This is a genomic window from Geotalea toluenoxydans JCM 15764, from assembly GCF_001311985.1.
GTDB lineage: Bacteria > Desulfobacterota > Desulfuromonadia > Geobacterales > Geobacteraceae > Geotalea > Geotalea toluenoxydans.
In genome coordinates this window covers 64,807-88,973 of record NZ_BBCJ01000018.1, presented here as the reverse complement: position 1 = coordinate 88,973, position 24,167 = coordinate 64,807, and the positions used below count along the sequence as shown (strand labels likewise).

Here is a 24,167-nt window from a genome sequence, read left to right as displayed (position 1 = left end):
ATCCCTCCCCAGTGGAGTATTACTACGTTTACCTCTCCCTTTATGGGAGAGGGTTGCCAAAGGCGGGTGAGGCCTGCGTCGGCTTCTCCTTGCTGCCTTGCTCTCCATCCTGAAATCGAATTCGCAAAAAGCGCCCAAGCCAATGAAAAATCAAATATCTGCAAAAATATACGCCATCGGTGTCGGCCCCGGCGACCCGGAGCTGATTACCCGCAAGGCGGAGCGGATCATCCGCTCGGTGCCGGTGATCTGCACCCCCACCGGGACTGCGGACGCCTCCAGCTATGCCCTTTCCATTGTCGAAGAATTTATCGACCGCAGTAGCCAGGAGGTGCTGGTCCAGGTCTTCCCCATGAAGAGGGATCAGGATGGGCTGGATACCTTCTGGGAAAAGGCTGCCGCCCAAGTTGCCGAGCGTGTTGCCGCCGGCAAGGATGTGGCCTTTATAACCATCGGCGATCCCTTTCTCTATTCCACCTTTCTCTACCTCTACCGCATCTTCCGCGATAGGTATCCGCACCTCGAAATAGAGGTGGTGCCTGGTATTTCCAGCATCAACGCCGCTTCCATTGCCGCTGATCTTCCCCTCGGCATGGCCTCGGACCGCATCGCCATCCTTCCTACTACCTACGAGGATGAAGAGCTGCGCCGCGCTTTCGAAAATTTCGATACCATCGTCCTGATGAAGGTGAGCCGGGTATTCGACCGTGTTTACGCCCTGCTGCAGGAGATGGGACTGGAAAAACAGGCTGTTTTCGTCCGCCGTGTCGGTTCGGTAGACGAGGAGGTAGTGACTGAACTGGCCTCCCTGGTGGGACGGAAGCTGGACTATCTGTCGCTGCTGATCGTCAAAAAAAACCTGTGGTGAAGGAATTTATTCAGTGAATGCTGCAACGGAAAACAGAATAGCTTTTGTCGGCGCTGGCCCGGGTGATGCGGAGCTGATCACGGTCAAGGGGGCGCGGCTATTGGGCGAGGCGGAGGTGGTAGTCTATGCCGGCAGCCTGGTGGACCGGGAACTGGTGCGGACCTATGCCGCCAATGCCCAGGTCTTCGATTCTGCCGGGATGACCCTGGAAGAGACGACGAGCGCCTTGTCCGAGGCGGTCTTTGCCGGGAAGAAGGTAGTGCGTCTGCACACCGGAGACCCGTCCATCTATGGAGCCATTCAGGAGCAGATGGTCGAGCTGGACAGGCTTGGCATCGGGTACGAGGTAGTGCCAGGGGTGACGAGCGCTTTTGCTGCTGCAGCCACCCTGAAACAGGAGCTGACCCTGCCGGAGGTGACACAGACGGTGATCATTACCCGTTTGGCAGGCAGAACGCCGGTGCCGGAGCGGGAGACCCTGGCCCGCACCGCAGGCATCGGCGCCACCATGGTTATCTACCTCTCCGTGGCCATGATCGAACAGGTGGTGGTGGAACTGCTTCAGGGTGCATACACTGAGAAAACGCCGGTGGCGGTGGTGGCCAGGGCAACCTGGCCCGACGAGCAGGTGGTGGAAGGGACTCTTGCCGATATTGCCGCCAGGGTCAAGGAAGCAGGCATCGGCAAACAGGCGTTGATTATCATCGGCGATGTTCTCAGTGCCCGGCGGGAAGGGCTGAAAGCCAAGTCTCTCCTTTACGACAAAGGTTTCAGTCATGAATTCCGGGAAGGGGTAGTCGGTTAGGTATGTGGAACGAATTATTGAAAACTGCTCTCGAATTTGCGGCCGATGGGGGTATCGACCAGAAATGGTAAAAATCCCATGGATGTGCCATCAGCATTGACGGGCGTGAACGCAGGAGTATTTATCCCGATGCCATCAAGCGTGGTGATGACACAACAAGCAATTTTCACATCCAGAAAATTTCGTTGTCCTGGAATGCGTTCACGAGAGCAGCGAGTCCGCGAACTCAAAGCTTCGGCTGCTGCGGCAGAAGGTAATAAGCGGGCGATCCTGGAAAAGTATCTGAAGTAATGAAAGGTATCCCCCAAGCTTGGGGGAATTGCCTGTACACGTGAGGAAAAGATGGCCGGAAAGATCGATGTGCAAGGCAAGGAAATAGCCATCATTTCCCGAGAGCGGGAAGACTACATATCCTTGACCGACATCGCTCGATATCGGAATGCTGCGGAGCCGTTTGCCGTCATCAATAACTGGATGCGTGGCCGAAGTACGATCGAGCTTTTGGGTCTGTGGGAAAAGCTGAGCAACCCTGATTTCAAACCTCTCGAATTCGAGAGGTTTAAAAATGAAGCCGGAAGTAATTATTTTGTGCTGTCTCCGCAACGGTGGATTGAGGCTACCAATGCCATAGGCCTAGTATCAAAATCTGGCAGATATGGTGGAACCTTCGCCCATAAAGACATTGCTTTTGAATTTGCTTCCTGGATTTCCGTAGAGTTCAAACTCTACCTCATAAAGGAATTTCAGCGTCTCAAGGAGGAAGAGGCCCGCTCCAAGGCACTGGAATGGAATCTTCAACGAACCCTTGCCAAGATTAACTATAAAATCCATACAGATGCAATCAAGGATTACCTCATTCCCCGACGATTGACCAAAACCCAAATAACCACTATTTATGCAACAGAAGCCGACTTGCTGAATGTGGCATTGTTTGGGATGACTTCTGGTGAATGGCGGCAGAACCACCCAAAGAAGACCGGTAATATGCGCGATTATGCTACGATTGAGCAACTGGTTGTTCTTTCGAATCTTGAAAGTATTAACTCAGTATTGATATATCAGGGGTTGAGCCAGCAGGGACGGATACGGCAATTGAATGATGCGGCGATCACACAGATGAAGTCTCTGACAGGCAATGTCAACTTAAGGCAGTTAAAGGAATTGGATAATGGCTTATTGCCGAAGATCGTGGAATAAGAAAATCCATACCAAACATCGCAGGCAAGGCAATGTGCATCCGTAAAATCGGTATAATCTGTGGATTGATCTTAGTGGTGAACCAATGCGCATTGCCATTATCGCCATAACCCGCAACGGCGCCAGACTGGGAGCGCAGCTTAGGATGGTTTTCCCAGGGCGGACCTGTTTGTCCTGCAGAAATATGCGGGGATGGCCGGCAAAAAGGCAGTTCCCTTTATCGGCGAGCTGAAAGAACTGGTGCGCAGGCTGTGGCCGGAGACCGACGGCTTCGTTTTCATCATGGCTACCGGCATTGTCGTGCGCATGATTGCCCCGCTGCTGGAAGCGAAGGACAAGGACCCGGCGGTGGTGGTCATGGATGATGCCGGTCGCTTTTCCATTCCGATTCTTTCCGGGCACCTGGGGGGTGCCAACGAGCTGGCCTGCAGGTGCGCTTTTCTTACCGGTGCGCGGGAGGTGATTACCACAGCTACCGATGCCAACAATCTCCCTTCCTTTGATATGCTGGCCAAGGAGGAAGGTTGGGTCATAGACGACCTGGCACGGGTCAAGGTCCTCAACAGCCTGCTTCTGGATGACGCTGAAATAGCGGTTGTCGATGGAACGGGGCGGGTACGCACCTGGTTCCATGGCCGCTGCCCCCTTTCTTTCCATGATACCTTCATCGAGGCCCTGCAAAGCTCGGCGAAAGGGTACCTGTTCATTACCAACCGGCAACTGCCGCCGCAGGTGCAGTCGGAAAAGCTTCTCATTCTCCGTCCCCGGAACCTGGTGCTGGGGATCGGTTGTAACAGCGGAACCAGTGCGGAAGAGATAGGGGCTCTGGTTAGTGCAAACATGAAGCGGCTGTTCCTGTCCATGAAGAGCCTGAAATGCATCGCCTCCGCCACCGCCAAGCGGGCGGAGCCGGGATTGCTGACATTTGCCGAGCGGTTAGGCCTTTCAATCGCATTTTACGAGAGTGAAGAACTGAACAGAGTTGATTCACCGTCTCCCCCCTCCAATCATGCCCTCGCGGCCATAGGTGCGACCGGTGTTGCGGAGCCTGCTGCCTTGCTTGCTTCCGGAGGGGGAACCATGCTGCTGAAGAAGGTAAAAAGCGGCAACATAACCCTGGCCATAGCGGAATGTCAAAATTGATGAAGCAATGGAGGCCATTATGAGACTGTCAGTGAAGACGATAGTTAGTTGCACCCTGGTTCTGGCATTTCTTGCTGCCGGCGCCATGGCCAATGATCTTGCCTTTGAGGAAAGGGAACCTGACGGTTTCCGGGGTATCGCTTGGGGAGCACCGGTCTATGAGGTGGAAGGTCTGGAATTCAGCAAGGAAGGGACGGCAGCACTGCGGGAGCTGTACACGCGTACCAACAAACAGGCTGCTGCACAGGTCACCGTCTATTCCCGCCCGGACGATCAGCTGAAGATCGGCGAGGCAACCGTAACCAGGATCTACTACTATTTCTACAAGGATCTTTTCTACGGCGCCACCGCCTATTTCGCCGGCAAAGATAATTACAACAAGCTTCTGGCCGCCTGCCGGAAAAAGTTCGGCGAACCTGCCTGATGGAGAACGACCGGGCTGAATGGAAAGGCAAGCAGGCCAGCGTTCTTCTGCTGCCGACAGGGGTCCTTTCCATTGATTCGGAGGAGATCAAGGAGCAAATGGAAGAACCGGAGGGTTTTTAGCAAGCAATGGCGCAATCGGCACTATACATAGTCGGCATCGGCCCCGGCGGGCTCAACCACATGACTTTCGAGGCCCGGGAGGCATTGGTCTCATCCGATGTGATCGTCGGGTACAAGACCTACCTGGACTTCATCACCCCACTTCTGGCAGGCAAGGAAGTGGTCTCCTCGGGCATGCTCAAGGAGGTGGAACGCTGCAACCAGGCCCTCTCCATAGCCTGTTCGGGCAAGTCGGTGGCGCTGGTTTCCAGCGGTGATGCGGGAGTCTACGGCATGGCCGGGTTGGCCCTGGAGCTGGCAGAAAACCTGCCCGCACCGCCTGAGATTATCATCATTCCAGGGGTTTCGGCAGTCCAGGCTGCAGCTGCCGTGCTCGGGGCACCGCTGATGCACGATTTTGCCGTAATTTCCCTTTCCGACCTGCTCACCCCGTGGCCGGTCATCGAAAAGCGTGTTGAGGCGGCAGCTGCGGCAGACTTTGTCATCGCCCTCTACAATCCCAAGAGCAAGGGGCGGACCATGCAAATCGAAGCGGCACGGGCAATTATTGCTGCGCTGCGTGCTGCCGGCACCCCGGTGGGCATCGTGCGTAATGCCTGCCGCGAGGGTGAAAACATGGTTGTCACCACCCTTGACCAGATGCTGGATCATGACATCGATATGTTTTCCATCGTCATCATCGGCAACTCGGCCACCTTTGTCGATCAGAAAGGGCGGATGGTCACGCCGCGGGGGTATAAGACCAGTTCGGAGTTCGAGGTTCGAGGTTCGAGGTTGCAAACCAATGACACCGAGTGCCGAGCGCTTCATCTGGAACCTGGGTCTTTGCAGTCCGAGCTTGTAACTTCGAACTTCGAACCTCGAACCTCGAACTTCAAACCTGGAACCTCGAACTTCGAACCGGCCACAGGCCGAGCCGTGATGATCTGCGGCACCGGTTCCGATGTGGGAAAATCGGTTCTGACCGCCGGATTTTGCCGCATCCTGAAAAACAAGGGCATTGCTGTCGCGCCCTTCAAATCCCAGAACATGGCCCTCAATTCTGCGGTGACTCCCGAAGGGGGTGAGATCGGCCGGGCGCAGGCGGTCCAGGCAGAAGCGTGCGGCATTGCCCCCCACGTGGACATGAATCCGGTGCTCCTCAAGCCGAACTCTGATGTGGGGAGCCAGGTCATCGTCCAGGGGAGGGTGATCGGCAACATGAAGGTGGCCGAATACAATGCCTACAAGCCGGAGGCTTTTGTCAGGGTCAAGGAGAGTTTCAGTCGCCTCAGGCAGTGCCATGATTTCATCGTCATCGAAGGGGCCGGCAGCATTGCCGAAATAAACCTGAAGCAGCACGATATTGCCAACCTGAAGGTGGCCGAGATGGCGGGTTGCCCGGTGATCCTGGTGGCGGACATCGATCGGGGGGGGGTCTTTGCCCAGATCGTCGGCACCATTGAGCTTCTCGAACCGGCCGAGCGGGCGATGGTCAAAGGTATCATCATCAATAAATTCAGAGGAGACGCTTCGCTCCTCAAGTCCGGGATAGATTTTGTGGAGGTACGGACCGGGCTGCCGGTGCTGGGAGTCATCCCCTATTTCCAGGGTTTCCGCATTGCCGATGAGGACAGCGTCCCGCTGGAAAGCCGTACGGCTGCCTCCCGCTTACGTCATGCGGCCGGAGACAAGCTGCAGATCGGTGTGATCAGGATGTCGCGCATGTCCAATTATACCGATTTCGATGCACTGGAGAACGAGCCGGACGTGGAACTCCGTTACATCGACAGCCCCCAGCAGATGAAGGGGCTGGATCTGATCATCCTTCCCGGCAGCAAATCGACCCTCACCGATCTTTACTTTCTCATGGAACGGGGCCTGTACAAGGCGATCCGCGAATTCGGCGGCGCCATTTTCGGCATCTGCGGCGGCTACCAGATGCTGGGGCGGCGGGTCCTGGACCCCTTCAATGTGGAGTCGGACATCAAGGAGGCGGAAGGGCTGTCTCTGCTTGATGTGGAGACGGTGATGCTGATGCAGAAGGAGACCCACCAGGTGACAGGCCATCTGCTGGCGGAGATGGATCTGGCAGATGGCGGCAGGGAGCTGACCGGCTACGAGATTCACATGGGAGAAACCACCCGTGGCGACAACGCCCTGCCCTTTGCCAGGATAGAATGCCGCTCGGATCGGCTGGTGGACATTGAAGATGGTGCAGTATCAATGGATGGCAGGATTCACGGCACTTACCTGCATGGCATCTTCGACAATGCCGGGTTCAGAACTGCCTTCCTCAATGGCATCAGGCGCAGCAAAGGACTGCGCGAGCGGCACAAGGTCATCCCCATCAAAGACCCCTACGAACTGCTGGCCGATCATTTGGAGCGCCATCTGGACATGGACCGGCTGTTTGCAATCTGCGGGCTGAAATCTGCCAAAGCAGACCATTAAAGAGCGGTTCTCCCATGTCTGAGCCTTTCACCAATCACGTGTTTGTCGTCGTTGTTGCAGTTATACTGGATCTGCTGCTGGGAGATCCTCCGGTCTGCCCCATCCGGTGGTGGGCATCGGCAGGCTGATATTGTTTTTGGAGGCGCACCTGCGGCGGATCTTTACCGATGCGCGATGGGGCGGCATTGCCCTTCTCTGTATCACCGTCGGCATCACCTGTCTATCGGCGGCCCTGCTGCTGAAAATTGCCGCACTGATCCATCCTGTCCTTGCCACAGCAGTGGCCATTTATCTTTCCTGGACCTGTCTTGCCTCCCGCTCCCTGCACCGGGAGTCGATGCTGGTTGTGGATGCTCTGCGGAAGGGTGAGCTGCCGGCGGCAAGGATTTGGTTGTCGCGCATTGTCGGCCGAGATACCGATGATCTTGATCAAACGGGGATCATCCGCGGGGTGGTGGAAACTGTGGCGGAAAATACCTCAGACGGTGTCATCGCTCCGCTCCTTTGCCTGATGATCGGTGGACCTGTGCTGGGGCTGGCCTACAAGGCAGTCAACACCCTCGACTCCATGGTCGGCTATAAAAACGACCGCTATCTCCACTTCGGCTGGGCCTCGGCTCGTTTTGACGACCTGGCCAATTACCTGCCGGCCAGGCTAACCGGCCTGTTGCTGGTTCTTGCAGCTCCCTTTGCCGGGCTGTCGGCAGGGGGTGCCTGGCGCATCATGCGCCGCGACGGGCGCAACCATTCCTCCCCCAACAGCGGCATTCCCGAAGCGGCAGCAGCCGGTGCCCTTGGCGTGCAGCTGGGAGGGGTAAATCACTACTTCGGCAAGCCTGTGGCCAAGCCGACCATCGGCGACCCCGTTTATCCCCTGTCACTGGCAGCCTGCCATGCGCCGTACGCCTCATGTACGGGGCAGAGATGCTGCTTTTGGCTGGATTCGTTGTCTTTGCAGCTGTCATTTACAGATAGGAATAAGGATGAAGACCACATTCGATCATGGCGGCAATGTCTTCAGCGTGGCCCGCAGCCTGGGGATAAAGCCGGAAGACATCGCGGATTTTTCTGCCAGCATCAACCCCCTTGGTATTTCGACAGCGGTGAAGGAAGCGCTTATCTCCTCCTTCGACCGCTACACCCATTACCCGGATTCCGATGCTGTCGAGCTTTCCTCCGGGCTGGCTGCTTTCCATGGCCTCGATCGGAATTCGGTCTGTGTGGCCAACGGTTCAACGGAGTTGATTTACCTGATGCCCCGTTTTCTGAAGGGAAAGAGGGCGCTGGTCATTGCCCCCGCCTTTTCTGAATATGCCAGGGCCTTGGACCGGGCAGGATGGGACGTGGCCTATCTGGAGCTCGACGCCGAGAATGGCTTTTCCCTGTCGGTCCCATTGTTGGAAGAGAAATTATCCGGCGGCTTTGATGCACTCTTCCTCTGCAATCCCGGCAATCCCACCGGCAAGATGCTCCCTCTGGGGACCATCAAGGTGATTTACCGCCTCTGCCGTGCTTCCGGCGCCTTTCTGGTGCTGGATGAGGCATTCATGGATTTCTGTGAGGCAGAATCGGCCAAGCATCTGCTCCTGGACGGCGGGGGGGTGATACTCAGATCCATGACCAAGTTCTTCGCCATCCCCGGCCTACGCCTGGGTTATGCCATGGGGTCACCGGAGATCATTACTGAGCTGGCGTCTCTGCGGGAACCATGGAGCGTCAACACTCCGGCCCAGGTTGCCGGCCTTGCTGCCATTGCCGATACCGGCTATCGCCTGCGCACCTTGCAGACAATCGCCGAGGAGCGAGCCCTGCTTGCCGCGCAGCTGGCAACGCTGAATGGCTTGACGGTCTACCCATCTGCAGCCAACTATCTGCTTGTCAGGTTGGATGAAGGTCCTACGGCAGCTGAGCTGAGGCAAAGGCTTCTTGCCCGTGGCCTACTGATAAGGGATTGCTCGAACTTCCAAGGATTGGACACCCGTTTTTTCCGGGTTGCGGTACGCAGGCGCTGGGAAAACGAGCTGTTGGTCAGGGAGATGGAGACGGCGCTGGGAGATGCGGGGAGGCTAGCTTGAGACCATGGAATGAAAATTCTTGTTGCAGCTCCTGATTTTTTTTATTTCTTCACTGCAGACGAATTTTATGATGCTGTCCCGGTTGCGCTCATTGATTTTAAGGTATCTCATGCCGGTGGAGAAGCTGGTACTGGTATGCCACACGGAAGGGAGCGGCTGGCAGTAGATTACCTCGGCCAGGGTCTGAACCTGATGGGGCTGGCTGTTGGGCAGGTGAAAAGCGAGGTTGAACACTGATCCGACCTGGATTTCTTCCACCGTTTGTGCTCTCAGTCCGCCACCACTAATATTGACGATGATGGGCTGGGCAGCATGACTTTCGCCGTTTCCCTTGTCATTGCACATTTCCATGAGTCTGGAGCGCTGAAAGTTCCACTGCAGTGATGACGGTTTTGCACAGCCTGTTCCGGTGCCGATAATGCAGCGATTGCCGGGCAGTTCCCAGGTTTCTTCCTTGCCGGCAGGAAAATAGTTAAACTCCAGCAGTGTATCCAGGCGGAAATAAGCCTCAGTTCATCGGGGATTACCGAGCCGCTCAATCTCAATGTCACCTTTTCCAGCTCCACATCTTCTATAACGGCATGGCAACGGTAACCCTGGCCGCCGCTTCCTGCCCTGACCGACACCGGTTCCCCCTTTGCCAGCAGAAGGTCGTGGGGGAGCACATCCCTTGACAGTCTGAGGGTTATGAGATCTCCATGTGCGAAGTTGATAACGGCCCACTCGTGGAAGAAACGGCCGTTGCCTAGGGGCAGGTCGACCCTGGCTCTCTGGTTGACATGGAAATAATCCCAGTAATAAAGGTTTTGCTCTGACATTGGCAGGGTCCAATTTTGCTTGTGGAATGGTCTTAATTAGCAAGATATTTGCCAGATCATTCACCCATCAAACCCGCCAATGCCTTCAACGGCGTTTCCGTTGGGTGGAGAAGACAAGCTCCCGGTTCTTGCTTCTTCTGCCATTATCCCGCAGCCACCCCGGTTACCGCCAAACCCCATTATTGAATGGTCAAATGCCTGCCTCGATACACACTTACTTCATTTTCCCCTCCTGGGCCGGAAACCTGCAGCCGGGATAAAACCTTGACAGTGGGCAAAATTGGGGTATTCTAAAAAGAAATGATTTCTATTTAGATCAGGGACAATCTATCTTGGAGCAATATGTCCGACAATTTTAATCAGTACCTTAAAGAGCTCAAGCTGAAGGCAACACCGAAAAGGCTGGCGATCCTCTCCTTGCTGGCTGAGGAATTATCCTATGCAAGCCCGGAAGAGGTCTGGCGCAAGCTGCAAAAGAATTTCGACAGCATCGGCTTGCCAACCGTCTATCGCAATCTGGAAGAACTGGCCAATGGTGGACTCATCACCAAGGTCATTCATCCAAACAGGCAACTCTACTACTATTTCTGCCCCAACGGCCACCATCACCACCACTTCATCTGTCTTTCCTGCCGCAAGGTGGAGGATATCAATTTCTGCGGTATGGAAGAGATCGAAAAGAAGGTCAGCGGTACCGTCCTCTCCCATATCGTGCAGGTAAACGGCCTCTGCCGCGAATGTTCGGAAAGCCAGGGAGGAACCATATGAAAAATTTTCTTTTCCTGTTCATGCTCCTGCTTGTGCCGGCACTTTTCCTGCGAAAAAAGGGAGCAGCACAATTCGGGTAAGCTGAAAGTGGTAACGACGCTCTTCCCCCTCTACGACTTTACCAGGCAGATCGGCGGTGACAAAGTCGATGTGACTCTGCTGCTGCCTCCCGGCATGGAACCCCACAGCTTCGAGCCGAAACCGGACGACATTATCCGTGTCAGCCGGGCCGATATCTTCATCTTCACCAACAGGTACATGGAGCCCTGGGCGGCGCAAATAGTCGAAGCGACGGCCAAAAAGGGGCTGACGGTGGATGCCAGCCGGGGAGTGAACCTGTACAAGGCGGGGGAAGAAAAGGCTGAGGAGGATGGGCATGGTCATCGTGCCGGGAGCCTTGATCCGCATATCTGGCTCGATTTCGACAATGACCGGATCATTGCCGACAACATCCTGGCCGCCCTGGTGGCAAAGGATCCCGCCAACCGGGATTATTATACGGCCAGCGCCGCTGCCTACAAGGCAAAACTGGCAGATCTGGACCGGCGATTCAAGGCGGGCCTGTCCCGGTGCGCGACCAGGGATTTCCTCCATGGGGGACATTTTGCTTTTGGTTACCTGGCTCGTCGCTATAACCTCAACTACCAATCAGCCTATGCCCTGAATGCCGATGCCGAGCCGACCGCCGGCAAACTCACCTCCCTTATCAGGCAGATGCGAAGCAGCGGGCTCAAGTATATTTATACCGAGGAGCTGCTCAATCCCCGCGTTGCCGAAACCATTGCCCGGGAGACAGGGGCGCAGCTGCTCAGACTGCACGGCGCCCACAATATCGGCAAGGCAGACTTTGACCGGGGAGTGACCTTCATCTCCCTTATGGAAGAAAATCTCAAGAACCTGAGGACGGGGCTGCAATGTCCATAGAAGCGCTTTCCGTGAAAGGTCTCTGCTCGGGCTATCAGGGGGCCGATGTACTGCAGGATCTGACCTTTGCCGTTCACTCCGGTGATTACGTGGGGGTGGTCGGTCCCAACGGTTCGGGCAAAAGCACCCTGGTCAAATCGATCCTCGGCCTGATCAAGCCCGAGAAGGGAACCATATCCCTGTTCGGCACCCCTTTTGCCCAGTTTCGCGATTGGCGTCGCATCGGCTATCTGCCCCAGGGGTTGCAGTTCTTTAATCCAAACTTCCCTGCCACTGTTATGGAGGTAGTTCGTCTGGGCCGCCTTGCTGCAAAGGGTTTTCCCCGGCGCTTTGACAGAAATGATGCGGCAGCGGTGGTAAAGACGCTGCAGTGGATGGATATTGCCCACATCGCCGACAAGATGATCGGCGAGCTTTCGGGGGGGCTCAGGCAACGGGTTCTGCTGGCACGGGCGCTGGTCAACGAGCCTGAGCTGCTTGTCCTGGACGAGCCTACAACGGCCCTGGACCCGGAAACCAGGGAGCATTTTTACCAGTTGATCGCCGATATGAACCGGGAGCGAAACACCACCGTCATCCTCATCACCCACGATACCGGCACCATCGGCCGCTATGCGACAAAGCTGCTTTATCTGGACAAGCGGGTGATATTTTATGGTGGTTTTGACGACTTCTGCAAATCGGCTGAAATGACCGGTTTTTTCGGCGAAAAGCTCAGCATGTGGTCTGCCACCGGCATTGAGTTGAACCACCCTGCTCGGACCCCCCTGCTCACGGTGTTCGCTTCCCCCCCTCTGGAACAGGGGGGATTGATGAAGGTAAACGGTCGGCTAAAACTAAGGTAACATAGGAAACTCATGGATCTGGCGGAAATACTCAGCTATGGATTTTTGCAGCGCGCCCTGGTCGGTGGGTCGCTGATTGCCGTACTCTGCTCCACTTTGGGGATCTTTCTCGTCTTGCGCCGTTTTTCCCTTATCGGCGACGGGCTTGCCCATGTGACCTTCGGCAGCGTCGCCCTGGCGCTATTTCTGGGGTTCCAGTCAGTTTTTATGACCATGGCTGCCATCCCGGTGGTGCTCCTTGCCTCCATCGGAATATTGAAGCTGACCGACAAGGCGAAAATCTACGGTGATACTGCCATCGGCATCGTCTCCTCCCTGGGCATCGCCGTCGGTGTAATGCTGGCGAGCAAGGCCGGCGGCTTCAATGTTGATCTTTTCAGCTACCTGTTCGGCAATATCCTTTCCATCAGTATGACCGAGCTTATGCTTGCCGCAGTGTTGTTCCTGGTGGTCCTCATATCCATCTTTCTCTTTTACAACGAACTTTTTGCCACCACTTTCGATGAAGACCTGGCCAGAAGTGCCGGCATACAGACCAGCCGCATCAATATGGTCCTGGTGCTTTTGACTGCCCTGACCGTGGTGTTGGCCATGAAAGTGGTAGGAATCATGCTCATCTCTGCACTCCTCATCCTGCCCGCCGTATCCGCCCTGCAGCTTGCACGCAGCTTCAAGGGGGCAATATTCTCTTCAGCCTGATAGGCATGGGTACGGTCATGATCAGCATCTGTCTCTCCCTTGTCCTCAATCTCCCCGCCGGCGCCACCATCGTCCTCTTCAACTTCGTCATCTTCGCTGCCTCGTTCTGCTTCAGATTGCTCCGCCGGCGCTAGGAGTCTGTCGACTTGGAATGAATCCCTAAGTCCGACAGACTCCTGGCCCTCCGTCTCCCCGCCAAGCCAGAACCAGCCATCCTTTAGTTCTCTCATTAATTTTTGAGGTTACCTTAAGCTTTCAGGCAATCTGCCGATAAGGCATATGTAATGCCAACAACAAAGGCGAGGGAGACCTATGTCCAGTCATCAAAGCGTAACCATCCTTCTGGTGGAGGATGACGCGGGCCATGCACGGCTTATCGAAAAGAACCTGCGTCGCGCAGGAGTGGCCAACGAAATAATACATCTGGATAATGGCCAGAAAGCGATTGATTTTCTGTTCAATGAGGGAGAGTTCACCGGTCATGAGAACAGGGTGCCGTTTCTGATCCTTCTCGACCTGAACATGCCGGTGATGGATGGCTATCAGGTGCTGAGCAGAATCAAGGCAAATGAGCGCACCAGAAACATTCCGGTGGTCATGCTCACCACCACCGAAAATCCCCGGGAAATCAGTCGATGTTACAGTCTGGGGTGCAATATCTATGTTACCAAGCCGGTTGACTACGACAGCTTTTCCCAAGCCATCCGTAATCTGGGGTTGTTTCTCTCCATCGTCAAGGTCCCCGACGACCTGTGACAACAACGGCATCCTTTTCAGAAAGGGACGATCTGGTGGCGGCGAAAAACTCAGTACGCATTCTTTATATGGAAGATGATGTGGGCCTGGCTCGGCTTTTACAGCGAAACCTGCAGCGGCTCGGCTATGTGGTGGACGTTGTCGATAATGGCGAACAAGGCATGTCAATGCTTGAGGGTGGAGGATACGACCTGGTGCTCCTGGATTACCATATGCCGGTGTGCGGGGGAATGGAGGTCTTAAGGGCCATGACCGCCGGAGGACTGCCGCCGGTGATAATGGTAACCGGGAACGGCAACGAAAAGATTGCGGTGGAGGCGTTGAAGCTGGGGGCCAACGATTACGTGGTTAAAGACGTGGAAATGGGCTACCTGGAGCTGTTGCCCATGATCATTGAGCAGGTGCTGGAGAAGGAACGGCTGGTCCGGGAGCGTGAACAGATGCTCCATGCCGTCAGGGAGAGCGAGGAGCGATACCGGAAGCTGGTGGAACTTTCTCCGGACGGTATCGCCATTCACCAGCATGGGAAACTGGTCTTCATCAACCCCAACGGATTGGAAATACTGGGGGCGCGGGAAGAAATAGAGCTTCTCGGAAAGGACTTGGCAGCAATTATCCAGCCGGCCTTCCGCGACCGGCATCTTCCCGGGCTGGGGCTGCTGGTGGCGGAGCAGGAGGACTTCCCTGTAATTGAAGAGAAATTTCTGCGTCTCGACCAGACCGAGGTGGATGTGGAGGTGACAACGCTTCCTTTCACTTTCAATGACGAGCCGGCCTTTCAGCTGATATTCCGCGACATCAGCGAACGGAAACAGGCTTACGACCGCCTCCAGTACATGGCCAATTTCGACCCTCTCACCTCTCTTCCCAACCGGATCCTCTTCTTTGACCGCCTTGGCCAGACTGTCTCCCATGCCAGGCGATATAACCAGATGTTCGCCCTCCTTTATGTGGATCTGGATCGTTTCAAACCCATTAATGATAACCTGGGACACGACGTGGGGGATATGCTGCTCCGGGAAGTGGCCGGCAGAATGACCGGTTGCATACGTGATGCGGATACGGTGGCGCGCATGGTGGGGATGAGTTTTGCATAATCCTGTCGAAAATTGCCGGGAAGGGTGACGCAGAAACAGTGGCAGAAAAAATCATCGCCGCCCTTGATGTTGACTTTTGCCTGCGTGGGCACGAATGTTCGATAGGGGCCAGTATTGGTATCAGCATCTTCCCTGCGGACAGCGATGATCCGCAGTTGTTGCTGAAAAAGGCGGATATGGCCATGTACAAGGCCAAGGAAAACGGGCGCAACAGGTTCTGCCTTTTTGCCGATCAATCCCTGACGGTGGACCAATGAAGATTCGCGGCAAGCTGCTTACAGGATATTTTCTGGTCGCCCTGCTCACCGCTGTGGTCGGCTGGTTCGGCATGCGCATCGTAAATACGGTCAGTGAAGAGTTCAAGCGCCAGGCCGAGGATGAAATCCCCCTCGGTCGCTCCCTGCAGGAGCTGAAATATGCGGGCTTGCGAATTGTTTCCTCAACGGTTGAGTATGGGTTTCTCTGGCAGCAGGGCGACAGAGAACTATTCCAGGGTGAACTGGCAGAGGAGAAGAAGTTGATTGCTGAGGGGGTCAGCTCTTATTACAAGGCGCTGGGCCGCTACGAAAAGGATCTGATGAGACATCACCACGGTGTACGGGACCGAGGACACGACAGGATAAATGAGAGCGGGGAAGCGTTGATAGAAACAGCTGCGGCCATCGTCAGCGCTCTGGAAAAGAGCCGTCCTGCCAGACAATTGGTCGAACTGAAGGAGAAGAACGAAAAGGCAGAACGGCAATTTCTGCAGGCGATAGAGCGGGAATCCCGGGAAAATGCCAGTGATTTTGCCGAAATCAAACAGTTTACTTACCGGACAATGCAGGGGGCACTGCAAAATATCGTCATGGTTACCGGCGCCACTTTCGCCCTTGCCCTTCTGTCCGGCATGGTCATCTCAGCTTCCTTTTCCAGGCGGCTTCGAACCCTGCAAAACGCTGTCCGGAAAATGGGAGAGGGAGATCTGAAAGCGGCCATCCACATTGGCCCGGACGATGAAATCGGGGCGCTGGCCGAATCGTTCCAGGGCATGGCCCAAGCCTCCATCGCTCCACCCATGAGATTATCGCCGGCAAGGACTACTTCAGCGAAGTCATCCACTCCATGATGGACGCACTCATCGTCGTCTCGCCCGATGGGGCGATACAGCAAGTCAATGGTGCCGCCTGTGCCATGCTCGGTTATGACGACGAGCCGGTTGGCAGACCTTTAAAGGAAGTATTGCCCGATTGTTCCCTGGAAGAACTGGTCAATCGGGGCTACCTGAGCGATGAGGAAAGGACCTTGGTCGCCAGGGACGGCAGAAAAATTCCCGTGGCCCTTTCCATCTCCATTATCTGGAATCCTGATAACAGCATGCGAAGCCTGGTCTGCGTGGCCCATGATATCACCGGCCGCAAGGAGTGGGAGGCAATGCAGAGACGTTACAACCGGGAGCTAAAGGACAGCAACGATGAACTGAGGGGGTTCGTTTACACCATTTCCCATGATCTGAGGACGCCGCTGGTGAACATTCGGGGCTTTGCCGGCGAGTTGGTCGACAATCTCAAGGAATTGGCCGCGGTGCTTGAGGAAGCCATGCCCCATGTGGGAGAAGCAGCCGGGGTACGAATGGCGGAAATAGTCAGAAGTGAAGTACCGGAGGCCCTGCATTTCATCACAGATTCTGTGCGGAAGATGGACGGGATGCTTTCCTCCGTCCTCAGGTTGTCCCATCTGGGGCAGCGCAAGATGACGGTTGAGCCGGTGAATGTGAGCGAGCTGGTGAATGGTATAAGGGCACGGCTGGGGAAAACCATTGATGGGGCAGAGGTTGAGGTGATAATTGGCGATCTGCCGGATTTGGAAACGGATAGAGCTGCGCTGGAGGAGATAATGGGCGGACTTCTGGATAATGCCGTCAAGTACCGCGCCCCTGGACGCAGGGCCAGGATCGAGGTAAGTGCGGAGAATTCGGACGAGGGCTGGCTGTTCCATGTCCGCGACAATGGAATCGGCATCAGCGAAGAGGATATTGGCAAGATATTCGATCCATTTCGCCGTGCCGGCCAACAGGAATCCACGGGAGAGGGGATGGGGCTGGCATATGTACGGGCACTGGTAAAACAATGCCATGGCCGCATATGGTGTTCCTCTGAAGTGGGCACAGGAAGTACTTTTTCTTTCACCATAGGGGAAGAATGGCTAACTACAGCGTGGGGAGGCAGAGTATGACAAGAGGTTTCATTTTCAAAAGGGCCATAGTCTGTTTGATCGTGGCGGGGTTTCTGACATCCACAGCGGCATCGGCAGAAACAGTGATAAAAGTCGGGGGCTCGGGCGGGCCTCTGGGCTCGGCGAAGCTGTTGGCCAAAGCATACATGAAGATCCACAAAGGAGTGTCCATCAAGGTATTGCCGAGCTTGGCAGTTCGGGAGGGATAAAGGCGGTGATCGGGGGGCAGTTGACATTGCCTCAGTGGTCGGCCGCTGAAAGCAGAAGAAAAATCCAGGGGCGCCGTGGAGACGAAATATGCCAGATCGCCGTATGTTTTCATAACCCATAGGCAAGTCAACAAAGAGTCAATAACCATCAAAGAGGTGGAACAGTTATACGGCGGCAAGATCAAGAAATGGCCGGATGGCAAGCAGGTTCGCCTGGTAATGAGGCCGGAAAGCGATTCCGATACCAAGCTGCTGCGCAGCCTCTCTCCTGGTATAGATCAGGCCGTTTTGTCAGCAATCCGCCAGCCGGAAATGAATTTTGCCGTTACCGATCAAGACAGCATCGACATGGTGATGAAAATTCCCGGCAGTTTTGGCGGAGCCACACAGACACAGGTTCTGACAGAAAAATTGCCGGTAAAGGTGTTAGCCCTCGATGGTGTGCAGCCCAAGGCCAAGACGATGAAGGAAGCCTATCCGATCTGGAAGGAGTTTTACATAGTGACCCTGGGCAACTCATCGGAAGCGGCCAAGGACTTTGCCGCTTTTTTCTCTTCGCCGGCCGGCAGGAAAATTCTTGCAGCAAACGGCAATCAACCGCTCTAAAAACCAATTTTGACTGGTACCGACCATGAGTTCTGAACACAACAAATTGATAAGAATTACCAGCTGCATTGCCGGAACGGTTGCAATTGCAATAACGGTTGCTTTGCCCCTCATCTATTTCCTGGTTTCCTATAAATATACGATGGGAGGTCTGGAAACAGAGGCTGAAATAAACGCCCGGAATATAGCCTCCATCATCAGAAGTAATCCCGATTTATGGAAATATGAAACGCCCAGGCTTTATGAGCTCCTGGCAAGAAGGCCACGGGCAGGGCACGCCGAGACGAGGCGGATATTCGACAAGGGTGGAGAGCTGGTGGCGGAAAGCGCCGACAGGCTGACCCCCCCGGTGGTCAGCAGCACCTTTCCCCTGAAAGATTCGGGGGTGGAGGTAGGAAAAATAGAAATCAGCCGTTCACTTGCTCCCCTTTTGCTGCGCGTCGGTCTGGTGGCGCTGATAGGTATAGTCTTGGGGACCGCTGTTTTCATTTCGCTGTTGATGATGCCAAAAAAGGCGCTCAATGAGTTGAAACGGGCTGATGAGAGGCTGCAGCACTTTGCCCAGGACCTTCAGGAGGTCAATGAGGAGCTTAAGAACTTTGCCTATATCATTTCCCATGACCTCCGGGCGCCTTTGGTAAATATCAAAGGCTTTACCGGCGAGTTGCAGGCCTGCATGCAGGAGCTGGATTCCATCACCAGCAGAGGGGAATGCCATTTAGACGGCAATGACGGCAAAAGATTCATCGAGATTCTGGAAACCGATGTCCCTGAGGCGATCGGATTCATCACCTCTTCGGTTAGCCGTATGGATACCCTGATCGGCCTGGTTCTGAAGCTGTCCCGCCTTGGGCACCGCGAGTTGAAACCGGAGCCGGTCGATCTCAACGAGCTGGTGGACAGTATCCTGAAAACGCTGACCCATCAGCTGGAGCAGAAAAATACCCAGGTGAACGTCGGAACGCTGCCGGAAGTCATTCAGGACAGGGTAGCCCTGGAGCAGATAATAGGTAATCTGCTGGATAACGCAATCAAGTACCTTGACCCGGAGCGGCCGGGCAGGCTTGAGATCTCGGCGGAAAAGACACATGAAGGATTCATCTTCAACTTTCGCGACAATGGCAGGGGAATTTCCCTTGATGACCAGAACAAGGTGTTCGACATCTTTCGCCGGGCAGGAAGGCAGGATGTTCAGGGGGAGGGGATGGGGCTTGCTACGTAAAGGCTCTGGTACGGCGACTCGACGGCCAGATCTGGTGCGCTTCGGAACTGGGCGTGGGGAGCACCTTCAGTTTTAGCCTGCCACTGGCAGAAGACGGTATGGGAAGAGGATAAACCAGGGGAGAGGAACAATGGTCGACGATGTGGGAGCGGTTGCCGGCAAAGCCGATGGCGCTCGTATTCTATATATGGAAGATGACGCCGGGCTGGCCCGGCTGCTCCAGAGGACCCTGCAGCGGCTGGGGCACGTGATAGATCTGGCGGAGAATGGCGAGCTGGGGCTGGCCATGTCGGAAAAGGTGGAATACGATGTGATCCTGGTCGACTACAACATGCCCCTGTGCGGCGGCATCGATGTGCTGCGCATCCTTACCGCTCGGAAAAAATATCCACCGGTGATCATGGTAACGGGCAGCGGCAATGAAAAGGTAGCTGTGGAAGCACTGAAGCTGGGCGCCACTGACTACATCGTCAAAGACGTGGAGATGGGCTATCTGGAGCTGCTCCCACTGGTTATCGATCAGGTATTGCAGAAACAACAGCTTGTTGCCGAACGGCAACAGATGCTTACCGCCATCCACGAGAGCGAATGGCGATACAGAAAGCTGGTTGAACTGTCTCCCGACGGGATCGTGATCTGCTCCGCCGGGAAATTCGTCTTCATCAATCCCGCAGGTGTGAGCCTTTTGGGGGCGCCGGAGGCGAAGGACCTGCTGGGAATGGCCATGCTCGACTTTGTCCATCCCGAGTTCAAGGAAATATTCAAGGCACAGCTGAGGCAGATGGAAGACTCGGGATATAACGTCCCCTGGATCGAGGAACGGTTTATCCGGTACGACATGGCCGACATAGATGTGGAGGTCTCCGGCGTTCCCTTTACCTTCAACGGCGAACCAGCCGTGCAAATCATCTTTCGCGACATCACCGAACGCACCCTGGCCAAGCGCCGCCTGGAACAGTTGGCCCATTACGACATGCTCACTTCATTGCCCAACCGGACGCTGTTTTTCGACCGCTTCAATACCAATCTGGAACAGGGCAAAAGGTACGGCATCGCTTTTGCGCTGCTGTTTCTTGATCTGGATCGATTCAAGCAGATCAATGACCAGGAAGGGCATGATGTGGGCGACCTGCTGCTGCAGAAAGTTGCGGAGAGGCTGAAAGGATGTCTGCGCAAATCCGATACGGTAGCACGTATGGGGGGAGACGAATTCGCCGTCGTTCTCTCCCGGATAAGCGAGAGAAAGGATGCCGCAACTGTAGCGAAAAAGATTATCGGCGAGCTCTCCGTGCCTTTTCAACTTAAGGGGAAGGAGGGTTCGATCGGCGTCAGTATCGGCATAAGTATCTTCCCTGATGACGGCACCGATTTGGAAAGTCTGCTGAAACACGCCGACACGGCCATGTACCGCGCCAAGCAGGGTGGCAGCCGGTTCGAGTTTTACCAGTCAGAGGGCGATTTAGCTTGACTTTTATTTTTCATGCATGGTAGCTTTCCGGACGTTTTTTCTCCAATTCCTCCCCTGTGTCACGGGCCGTCTTATCAGAAAGAGCGATAACAGAAATGGCGATAGAGAGGGATGATGCCTTCTGGATGGGCAAAGCCATCGCCCAGGCTGAAAAGGCCGCCGCCCGCGGCGAGGTACCCATTGGCGCCGTTATCGTCAGAGATGGTAAAATAATTGCCAGAGGACACAACCTGCGGGAGGGGATGCAGGACCCCTCGGCCCATGCCGAACTGATAGCCATCCGGCGGGGGGCAAAAAAAACCGGCAACTGGCGCCTGCTCGGCACATCGCTCTATGTCACCCTGGAACCCTGCCTGATGTGCATGGGGGCGATCCTGCTGGCGCGGGTGGAAAAGGTGGTTTTCGGTTGCCACGACCCGAAAGGGGGGGCGGCTGGTTCCCTTTACAACCTGTCCGACGACAGCCGGCTCAACCACCGGGTGACGCTGGTTTCAGGGGTTAGGGAAGCCGAATGCGCGGCGCTGCTCAGCAACTTTTTTGCAGCGCTCCGCCGGGAAAAGAAGCGGAATAAAAAAAGAGAATAGCAATCAAACGGAGAGGTGTCCGAGTGGTCGATGGTGCCTGACTCGAAATCAGGTGTACGGCAACGTACCTAGGGTTCGAATCCCTACCTCTCCGCCATTAAATTTAGTAGCTGAAATAGCTGCATAAATATAGCCCTTGCTGAAAGTGAGACCTATTATGAGTCCTCTTCACCATGGGCTATTTTCTTATGCCCACCATATGTTCGCTCGCAAAGGCATCTATTACTATAGAGCCAAGAGAAGCAAACCCCATGAGATGCTAAGAATTGCTAAGGTTGTCTCGACCAGCAGCGTGGGGTGTTGCCACAACGGTTGGGGGGTAGGGTCATTCCAGCGTAAATTTATGGAATCTACCAGCCATTTCTGATAATACTCATAGCCACTTTGCTGCATGCAGAGTGGCTATTTTTCTATTCGCACCGCAAAGGACATCACATGGCAATAAAGAAATCCGAACTCTATTCGTCCCTCTGGCAATCGTGCGACGAACTGCGCGGCGGGATGGATGCTTCCCAGTATAAGGACTACGTACTGGTGCTGCTGTTTGTCAAATACGTCAGTGATAAATACGCCGGTGTGCCTTACGCCCCCATTACTATTCCTGAAGGCGCTGGGTTCAAGGACATGGTTGCACTCAAGGGTAAGCCCGACATTGGTGACCAGATCAATAAGAAGATCATCGGGCCGCTGGCCAATGCCAACAAGCTGTCGGACATGCCGGATTTCAATGATCCGACTAAGCTGGGCAGCGGTCAGGAGATGGTGGATCGTCTCACCAACCTGATTGCCATCTTTGAAAACAAGGCGCTCGACTTCAGTAAGAACCGTGCCGAGGGCGATGACATCCTTGGCGATGCCTATGAATACCTGATGCGCCACTTTGCCACCGAAAGCGGCAAGAGTAAGGGGCAGTTCTATACCCCTGCCGAGGTCAGCCGTATTATGGCGCAGATCATCGGCATTCGTGATGCCCAGACGACGAATTACACCACCGTCTATGACCCGACCTGCGGCTCTGGGTCGCTGCTGCTGAAGGTGGGAGACGAAGCCAGTGCCAGGGTTACGCTCTACGGACAGGAGAAGGACGCTGCCACTTCCGGTCTGGCTCGTATGAATATGATCCTGCATAACAATCCAACTGCGGAAATCAAGCAGGGAAACACGCTGGCAAATCCACTATTTACGAGTGCCGACGGTCAGCTCAAGACCTTCGATTATGTCGTCGCCAATCCTCCCTTCAGCGACAAGCGCTGGAGCACCGGCATTGATCCGCTCAATGATCCGCATGAGCGTTTCAAACATTTCGGAACTCCGCCTGCCAAGCAGGGCGATTATGCCTATCTGTTGCACATTGTCCGTTCGCTGAAGAGCACCGGGAAAGGCGCCTGCATCCTGCCGCATGGCGTATTGTTTCGCGGCAATGCCGAGGCCGATATCCGCAAGAATCTCATCCGCAAGGGTTACATCAAGGGGATCATCGGCCTGCCTGCCAACCTGTTCTACGGCACCGGCATTCCGGCCTGCATCATCGTCATCGATAAGGAAAACGCCCACACCCGCAAAGGGATCTTCATGGTGGACGCCAGCAGCGGCTACCTCAAAGACGGCAACAAGAACCGCTTGCGCGACTGCGACCTCCACCAGATCGTCGATGTCTTCAATAAGCGGCTGGATATACCAAAATACTCGCGCATGGTGAGTGTCGAAGAGATCGAGAAGAACGACTTCAACCTCAATATTCCGCGCTACATTGACAGCCAGCAGGCCGAAGATATTCAGGACATCGAAGGACATCTGAAAGGTGGTATTCCCTGTGCCGATGTAGATGCCTTGCAGCCGTATTGGGATGTGTGCCCTCAACTGCGGCAGACCCTTTTCAAAGCCAACCGCCCCGGCTATCTTGACCTGGTTGTAGCCAAACAGGACATCAAGCCGACGATCTATGAGCATCCTGAGTTTGTCAAATTCATTGGCAGCATGAATGCCCTCTTTGCCGACTGGCAGCAGCGCAGCACCGAAACACTCAAGAGCCTACAAGCGGGTTACCACCCCAAGAACATCATAGTTGACCTTGCGGAAGATCTGCTTGCCCATTACACCGACAAGCCGCTGATTGATAAATACGACGTCTATCAGCACCTGATGGATTACTGGTCCACGACCATGCAGGACGATTGCTACCTGATCGCCGCCGATGGCTGGAAGGCCGAGACTTACCGCATTATTGAGAAGGACAAAAAGGGTAAGGAGAAAGATAAAGGATGGACGTGTGACCTGATACCGAAGCCGCTGATTGTTGCCAGATACTTTGCCCCGCAGCAGGCGGCCATCTGTGAGCTGGAGGCAACGCTGGAGAGCGTAGCCGCCCAGATGGTTGAAATGGAAGAGGAGCATGGCGGCGAGGAAGGTGCCTTCTCGGAACTGGACAAGGTGAACAAGGCCAATGTCACCGCACGCTTGAAAGAGATGAAAGGTGAGAGTGGAGAGTTGATAGTTGAGGAGAAGGCTGCTTTGGAGGAGTGGTTGCGCCTTTGCACACAGGAGGCAGACCTCAAGAAAACCCTGAAGGAAGCTGAGGCCGCACTGGATGCGCTGGCATATACGAAATACCCCACGCTCATCGAGACGGAGATCAAGACGCTGGTGGTGGAAGATAAGTGGCTTACTACCATCAGCGCCGCCATACATGGCGAAATGGATCGTATTAGTCAGGCATTGACCCAGCGGGTGAAGGAATTGGCGGAGCGGTATGAGACGCCGCTGCCATTAGCGTCAAGCCGGGTCGCCGAGTTGGAGCAGTCCGTGAACGCCCACTTGGAGCGGATGGGGTTTGTCATCAATGAATATAGGAGGCAAAGCTGATGAATACATTACCATTGCTGCCACTGCC

General features: G+C 55.0%; 21 protein-coding genes, 1 tRNA gene and 5 pseudogenes. 24 read left to right on the top strand and 3 right to left on the bottom strand.

From position 1 onward, the window contains the following. Positions 1-142 precede the first annotated feature (142 nt). Entirely contained in the window at positions 143-868 is a 726-nt protein-coding gene (gene cobI, locus JCM15764_RS13055) for a precorrin-2 C(20)-methyltransferase (RefSeq protein ID WP_243688949.1), read from the top strand. Between the two features lie 13 nt (positions 869-881). Further along, entirely contained in the window at positions 882-1,673 is a 792-nt protein-coding gene (gene cobM / locus JCM15764_RS13050) for a precorrin-4 C(11)-methyltransferase (protein WP_054696430.1), read from the top strand. 14 nt (positions 1,674-1,687) lie between these two features. Here cobM and JCM15764_RS23580 read toward each other — a convergent pair whose 3' ends face one another. Continuing rightward, positions 1,688-1,981, bottom strand: a complete 294-nt coding sequence (locus tag JCM15764_RS23580) for a hypothetical protein (RefSeq protein ID WP_243688948.1) — start codon at positions 1,979-1,981, stop codon at positions 1,688-1,690. Positions 1,982-2,015: 34 nt separating this feature from the next. Here JCM15764_RS23580 and JCM15764_RS13045 point away from each other — a divergent pair, with 34 nt between their 5' ends. The 7 genes and pseudogenes from JCM15764_RS13045 to cobD all read left to right on the top strand — a co-directional run bounded on the left by JCM15764_RS13045 (position 2,016) and on the right by cobD (position 9,067). Then, complete coding sequence (locus JCM15764_RS13045) at positions 2,016-2,870, top strand: KilA-N domain-containing protein (RefSeq protein WP_054696427.1); 855 nt, start codon at positions 2,016-2,018, stop codon at positions 2,868-2,870. Positions 2,871-2,955: 85 nt separating this feature from the next. After that, a pseudogene (locus JCM15764_RS13040) lies at positions 2,956-4,013 on the top strand (cobalt-precorrin 5A hydrolase). A 19-nt stretch (positions 4,014-4,032) separates the two neighbouring features. Further along, positions 4,033-4,437, top strand: a complete 405-nt coding sequence (locus JCM15764_RS13035; RefSeq protein ID WP_054696425.1) for a hypothetical protein — start codon at positions 4,033-4,035, stop codon at positions 4,435-4,437. Further along, complete coding sequence (locus JCM15764_RS26805) at positions 4,437-4,559, top strand: hypothetical protein (RefSeq protein WP_279384432.1); 123 nt, start codon at positions 4,437-4,439, stop codon at positions 4,557-4,559. The genes JCM15764_RS13035 and JCM15764_RS26805 overlap by 1 nt, the downstream gene beginning before the upstream one ends. Before the next feature lie 6 nt (positions 4,560-4,565). Further along, positions 4,566-6,992 carry a cobyric acid synthase gene (locus tag JCM15764_RS13030; RefSeq protein WP_054696421.1) on the top strand — a complete coding sequence of 809 codons (2,427 nt, stop codon included), beginning with the start codon at positions 4,566-4,568 and terminating at the stop codon, positions 6,990-6,992. Between the two features lie 14 nt (positions 6,993-7,006). Further along, positions 7,007-7,967, top strand: a pseudogene (cbiB, locus tag JCM15764_RS13025) (adenosylcobinamide-phosphate synthase CbiB). An 8-nt stretch (positions 7,968-7,975) separates the two neighbouring features. After that, on the top strand, positions 7,976-9,067 hold the full coding sequence (gene cobD / locus JCM15764_RS13020; RefSeq protein ID WP_054696417.1) for a threonine-phosphate decarboxylase CobD: 1,092 nt from the start codon (positions 7,976-7,978) through the stop codon (positions 9,065-9,067). Here the strand turns inward: cobD and JCM15764_RS23575 are convergent. Together JCM15764_RS23575 and JCM15764_RS13015 are read right to left on the bottom strand one after the other, a co-directional pair. Beyond that, complete coding sequence (locus JCM15764_RS23575; RefSeq protein WP_243688947.1) at positions 9,059-9,412, bottom strand: PilZ domain-containing protein; 354 nt, start codon at positions 9,410-9,412, stop codon at positions 9,059-9,061. The two genes, cobD and JCM15764_RS23575, sit on opposite strands and share 9 nt — an antisense overlap. Further along, positions 9,337-9,885: a PilZ-like domain-containing protein gene (locus JCM15764_RS13015; protein WP_243688946.1), complete on the bottom strand. Its 549-nt coding sequence runs from the start codon at positions 9,883-9,885 to the stop codon at positions 9,337-9,339. The genes JCM15764_RS23575 and JCM15764_RS13015 overlap by 76 nt, the downstream gene beginning before the upstream one ends. Positions 9,886-10,227: 342 nt before the next feature. Here JCM15764_RS13015 and JCM15764_RS13010 point away from each other — a divergent pair, with 342 nt between their 5' ends. The 15 genes and pseudogenes from JCM15764_RS13010 (at position 10,228) to JCM15764_RS12940 (ending at position 24,139) form a co-directional block, all read left to right on the top strand. Beyond that, complete coding sequence (locus JCM15764_RS13010) at positions 10,228-10,653, top strand: Fur family transcriptional regulator (RefSeq protein WP_054696414.1); 426 nt, start codon at positions 10,228-10,230, stop codon at positions 10,651-10,653. A gap of 87 nt (positions 10,654-10,740) precedes the next feature. After that, positions 10,741-11,577, top strand: a complete 837-nt coding sequence (locus JCM15764_RS13005; RefSeq protein WP_243688945.1) for a metal ABC transporter substrate-binding protein — start codon at positions 10,741-10,743, stop codon at positions 11,575-11,577. Next, positions 11,568-12,319, top strand: a pseudogene (locus JCM15764_RS13000) (metal ABC transporter ATP-binding protein). The gene JCM15764_RS13005 and the pseudogene JCM15764_RS13000 overlap by 10 nt, the downstream one beginning before the upstream one ends. Before the next feature lie 115 nt (positions 12,320-12,434). After that, positions 12,435-13,255: pseudogene (locus JCM15764_RS12995) on the top strand (metal ABC transporter permease). A 178-nt stretch (positions 13,256-13,433) separates the two neighbouring features. Beyond that, entirely contained in the window at positions 13,434-13,877 is a 444-nt protein-coding gene (locus tag JCM15764_RS12990; RefSeq protein ID WP_054696410.1) for a response regulator, read from the top strand. 68 nt (positions 13,878-13,945) lie between these two features. Further along, positions 13,946-15,231: pseudogene (locus JCM15764_RS12985) on the top strand (diguanylate cyclase domain-containing protein). Further along, positions 15,228-16,082 carry a HAMP domain-containing protein gene (locus JCM15764_RS12980; RefSeq protein WP_054696407.1) on the top strand — a complete coding sequence of 285 codons (855 nt, stop codon included), beginning with the start codon at positions 15,228-15,230 and terminating at the stop codon, positions 16,080-16,082. The pseudogene JCM15764_RS12985 and the gene JCM15764_RS12980 overlap by 4 nt, the downstream one beginning before the upstream one ends. Next, positions 16,079-17,188, top strand: coding sequence for a sensor histidine kinase (locus tag JCM15764_RS12975; protein ID WP_054696404.1), 1,110 nt, complete (start codon positions 16,079-16,081; stop codon positions 17,186-17,188). The genes JCM15764_RS12980 and JCM15764_RS12975 overlap by 4 nt, the downstream gene beginning before the upstream one ends. Next, the gene (locus JCM15764_RS12970; protein ID WP_054696401.1) at positions 17,185-17,397 is read left to right on the top strand and encodes a hypothetical protein; all 213 of its coding nucleotides are present in this window, start codon (positions 17,185-17,187) and stop codon (positions 17,395-17,397) included. The genes JCM15764_RS12975 and JCM15764_RS12970 overlap by 4 nt, the downstream gene beginning before the upstream one ends. Positions 17,398-17,442: 45 nt before the next feature. After that, on the top strand, positions 17,443-18,003 hold the full coding sequence (locus JCM15764_RS12965; RefSeq protein WP_279384433.1) for a substrate-binding domain-containing protein: 561 nt from the start codon (positions 17,443-17,445) through the stop codon (positions 18,001-18,003). A gap of 25 nt (positions 18,004-18,028) precedes the next feature. After that, positions 18,029-19,225, top strand: coding sequence for a sensor histidine kinase (locus JCM15764_RS12960; RefSeq protein ID WP_243688943.1), 1,197 nt, complete (start codon positions 18,029-18,031; stop codon positions 19,223-19,225). 130 nt (positions 19,226-19,355) lie between these two features. Continuing rightward, positions 19,356-20,693, top strand: coding sequence for a diguanylate cyclase domain-containing protein (locus JCM15764_RS12955; protein ID WP_054696395.1), 1,338 nt, complete (start codon positions 19,356-19,358; stop codon positions 20,691-20,693). Positions 20,694-20,788: 95 nt separating this feature from the next. Next, positions 20,789-21,277 carry a tRNA adenosine(34) deaminase TadA gene (gene tadA / locus JCM15764_RS12950; RefSeq protein WP_054696390.1) on the top strand — a complete coding sequence of 163 codons (489 nt, stop codon included), beginning with the start codon at positions 20,789-20,791 and terminating at the stop codon, positions 21,275-21,277. 9 nt (positions 21,278-21,286) lie between these two features. Next, a tRNA-Ser gene (locus JCM15764_RS12945) sits at positions 21,287-21,374 on the top strand. Between the two features lie 338 nt (positions 21,375-21,712). Next, complete coding sequence (locus tag JCM15764_RS12940) at positions 21,713-24,139, top strand: type I restriction-modification system subunit M (protein WP_054696387.1); 2,427 nt, start codon at positions 21,713-21,715, stop codon at positions 24,137-24,139. Positions 24,140-24,167 lie beyond the last annotated feature (28 nt).